The organism is Chitinophaga sp., from assembly GCF_036569125.1.
Classification (GTDB): domain Bacteria; phylum Bacteroidota; class Bacteroidia; order Chitinophagales; family Chitinophagaceae; genus Chitinophaga.
Genome location: NZ_DATCRF010000047.1, coordinates 1 through 3645, shown reverse-complemented (window position 1 = coordinate 3645; position 3645 = coordinate 1). Strand labels below are relative to the sequence as shown.

Sequence of the window (3645 nt, the reverse complement as noted above, 5' to 3'; positions counted from 1 at the left end):
ACTTATAGTTATAACACATTACTAAGGGTGATTTCCTTTCCCCGCCTCAATCCATGAATTTTGTGCCGGTAAAATAAAAGGCAGCTCATGGAAACAATCCTTCACAACAAAGACCGGAAAACCTTCCTCGATAAAAGCATTACTACCCGCGAGGTAATTTTCGTACTGGTATTAGCGGTATGTCTTACCCCCTGGATCTCCCCTCCTTTGGCATTATTGCTGGGGTTATGTATTGCGCAGTTCATTGGCCATCCTTTCCTGCATCTGAACCACAGGGCCACACATATTTTATTACAGGTATCTGTGGTAGGCCTGGGTTTTGGCATGAATGTGTTCAGCGCACTACAGGCAGGCAAAGAAGGGATCTTATTCACCATTGCTTCTATTGCTGTTACCCTGACGCTGGGATGGCTGTCAGGTAAAGTATTGAAGATAGAGAAAAAGCTTTCCCACCTTATTGCCTGCGGCACCGCTATTTGCGGCGGCAGCGCCATAGCAGCCATTTCCCCGGTAATGAAAGCAGAAGAGAAACAGATCTCTGTGGCATTGGGTACCGTGTTCATATTAAATGCAGTGGCGCTTTTCCTGTTCCCGGTTATTGGTCATGCGCTGCATTTAACACAGGCGCAGTTCGGGTTGTGGAGCGCCATTGCCATACATGATACCAGCGCGGTAGTGGGCGCTGCTAATAAATATGGTCCCGAAGCCCTTCAGATAGCTACTACTGTAAAACTGGCCAGGGCCTTATGGATCATACCTGTGGCGCTTATTACGGCATTCAGCTTTAAAACCAGCCGGGAGCGTATTAAAATACCCTGGTTTATCGGATTGTTCATACTGGCAATGATCCTGCATACCTACTGGCCTATGCCGCAAATAAGCCAGGTAATTGTAGCGGTGTCAAAAACCGGGTTAACCATTACTTTATTCCTGATCGGTGCGGGGCTATCCCGGGAAGTATTAAAAGGGGTTGGCGTGCGGCCCTTATTGCAGGGCGTATTACTTTGGCTGTTTATTTCCGGAATAGCATTGTGGGCGGTGCTCACGCTCGCTTGAAAAAGTTAAAAGTAAAAAAGTAAAAATTAAAAGGGAATGCAGCGGATAAGGGACTGCATTCCTTTTTAATTTTTGACTTTTGCTTTTTTACTTTCTTACCTTTAATTCTTCTGCTCGTAATCATAATTCACCATCCACTGCACGCCGTATTTGTCGGTGAACATGCCGAACAGTGCGCCCCAGAAAGCTTTTTCAAGCGGCATGGTTACTTTGCCACCGGCTGAAAGGGCATTGAATAATTTTTTGGCTTCCTCTTCACTGGCGGCGCTGATAGCAATGGAAAGGTTATCCCCTTCTCTCAGCTGGCCATATTCCGCAGGGCTGTCGCTGCCCATAAGAATCGTTCCCTGCCCGATGGGTAAAGCTACGTGCATCACTTTATTTCCTTCCTTTGCATCGTATTTGGAATCAGGAATATCACTGAACAGCATGCGGGTCAGGAACTCTGTACCAAATGCCGCCTTGTAAAAGTCAAATGCTTCTGCGCAGTTGTTACTAAAGGTGAGATAAGGATTAACGGCTGCCATTGTAAATGTTTTTATGGGTGAATAATAACTTATTGTTTTTCCAGTAATGCTTTCAGGTTGTTCAGCCCTGTTTGCAGGTCTTTGCCTATCATATCTTCCATGTTCATCAGCAGCATTAAATTCATGGGGTAAGCCATCCTGCTGCTAAAGCCCCACTTCACCGTGGTTTGTGAGCCGGATACCGGGGTGGCGCTCATAAAGGCGCTGGCCTTGCCGGGGAATGGTTTTATAAAACGGATCTCATAATCCACCTGCCCGGGTATTACCTTTTTTATTTCCTGCTCACCTTTACCGGCGTCCTTATTCTGGCTATCCCAGCGGTATATGAAACCCGGCGTAGCATCCGTGCCCTGGTAATCCTTTTTCATAGCAGGGTCTATTTTAGCCCATACGCTATAGGTATCCTGGTTTTTCAGGTACTTCACATAATCAAAAACTTCGGCGGCAGGTTTGTTAATATTCACTTCCCTTTCCACCGTATAATCTTTGCGGATGAACAGGGCTATGAGCAGGGGAATAGCGATCAGGATCGCAATAACAAGTAAGATACGCTTGATAATTTTCATGGTATGTTGTGGTTTAGGTAAACGGTAAAAGGCTTATCCGCGCTTAGTTTCATAATGCAGGCCCACTACGCCGGTCTGGAAGGTAACGGTACTTAACAGCTGCAGGTTTGTTCTTTGCTGCACATCCTTGAATAAGGGGATACCTGTACCCAGTAACACGGGATTCACATTGATCAGGTATTCATCTATCAGCCCCAGCTCCATAAAAGAATGTGTTAAACGCGGGCTGCCAAAGATCATCAGGTTCTTGCCGGGCTGCTGTTTCAGCTTAGCTACGGCCGCGGCGGTATTTCCGTTTATTAAGGTAGTATTATTCCAGGTTACTTTTTCCAGCGTGGTGGAAAAAACTATTTTTTGCACCTGCTCCACCCAGGCTGCATGGTGGCGGTCCAGCTCACTGGCATTGGGATCGCTGGGTATCGTGGGCCAGTAACCCTCCATCATGCCGTAGGTGGTACGGCCGTAAATAGCTGCATCTACGTCCTCCATCTTGTCCGTTACATATTGGAAGATCTCGTTGTCATGCTGGATCCAGTCCATGCCGCCGTTAATATCTGCTACAAAACCATCCAGGGAAGCATGCATTAATAAAACTACTTTTCTCATAACAGTTGTAATGATTATTAGGTTTGCGATATTTTAAATTTAATGACCCTACAAAGATATCCGAACATAACCAGCTGTTCCGGGTGTAAATCCGACAAATTGAGGGGGCTTTACGACCGGGTTTCAACTTTTGCTAACGGAAGCGGCTGTACTCCAATAAGGGAACCCCGCTCAAAAGAACGGGGTTGTTGAATACAGGTAAGATGGCGGTTGTAAAGATTGTGGGGTATTATGAAACCGGCTTACTGCAACCCGTTAATGTAGCTGCGTATCAGCGCCAGCCCCTCTGCATGCACAATGGTGGTGCCTATTTTGGGCATTTGCCCCTGCGCTACTTTATGCACCATTCTATTGCCATCCCTTTCTATATACGTATCCTCCAATGACAGCTCATAGGAAAGCCGCAGGCCGGTACGGGCGGCCCAGCCCCCGCTGCGGTGGCAATGGGCGCAGTTTACTTCCAGGTAAGCGCGGGCCCTTTCTGCCAGCGGCGCCTGTTCATTATCCCAGGCCGGCAAAGCGGTGATAGCAGCTACATCTACCTCCGGCAGCAAACCCGCATGGGATAGGTATTGCAGCTGATTCACACTCGTACCGTTACGCAGCACTGCACGGTTTAAGTTGCGCAGCTTAGGTCCTATGGGCTGCATTGCTGTGCTACCCTGGTGGCAGGATCTGCAGCTGCGCTGGTCCGGGATCTCATACTGTACGGATTGTTGTTCCCCATTGGCATTGATCCATTGCACCTTTTCCGTTGCGCCGCCCGTGATCAGCACCGCATCTGTTTGCGCTGCATTCCACTGGTAGGCGCCGGCCTGCCAGGCATCCGCCGTTTTGATCATCACCCGGGTTTCCATAATACGTTTGCCTTTGGCAGTATCCCTTTTATC

General features: G+C 48.0%; 5 protein-coding genes. 1 reads left to right on the top strand and 4 read right to left on the bottom strand.

Features of this window, described 5'->3' with window-relative positions:
• Nucleotides 1-87 precede the first annotated feature (87 nt).
• Nucleotides 88-1056, top strand: coding sequence for a YeiH family protein (locus VIM87_RS01580; RefSeq protein WP_331995274.1), 969 nt, complete (start codon nt 88-90; stop codon nt 1054-1056).
• Between the two features lie 101 nt (nt 1057-1157).
• Here VIM87_RS01580 and VIM87_RS01575 read toward each other — a convergent pair whose 3' ends face one another.
• The 4 genes from VIM87_RS01575 to VIM87_RS01560 all read right to left on the bottom strand — a co-directional run.
• Nucleotides 1158-1583 (bottom strand): VOC family protein, encoded by a 426-nt coding sequence (locus VIM87_RS01575; protein ID WP_331995273.1) that lies wholly within the window; start codon nt 1581-1583, stop codon nt 1158-1160.
• 29 nt (nt 1584-1612) lie between these two features.
• Nucleotides 1613-2149 (bottom strand): SRPBCC family protein, encoded by a 537-nt coding sequence (locus VIM87_RS01570; RefSeq protein WP_331995272.1) that lies wholly within the window; start codon nt 2147-2149, stop codon nt 1613-1615.
• Between the two features lie 33 nt (nt 2150-2182).
• Nucleotides 2183-2755, bottom strand: a complete 573-nt coding sequence (locus VIM87_RS01565) for a dihydrofolate reductase family protein (protein ID WP_331995271.1) — start codon at nt 2753-2755, stop codon at nt 2183-2185.
• A gap of 242 nt (nt 2756-2997) precedes the next feature.
• Nucleotides 2998-3645: hypothetical protein (locus VIM87_RS01560; protein ID WP_331995270.1), on the bottom strand; the 648-nt coding region annotated here is incomplete at its 5' end.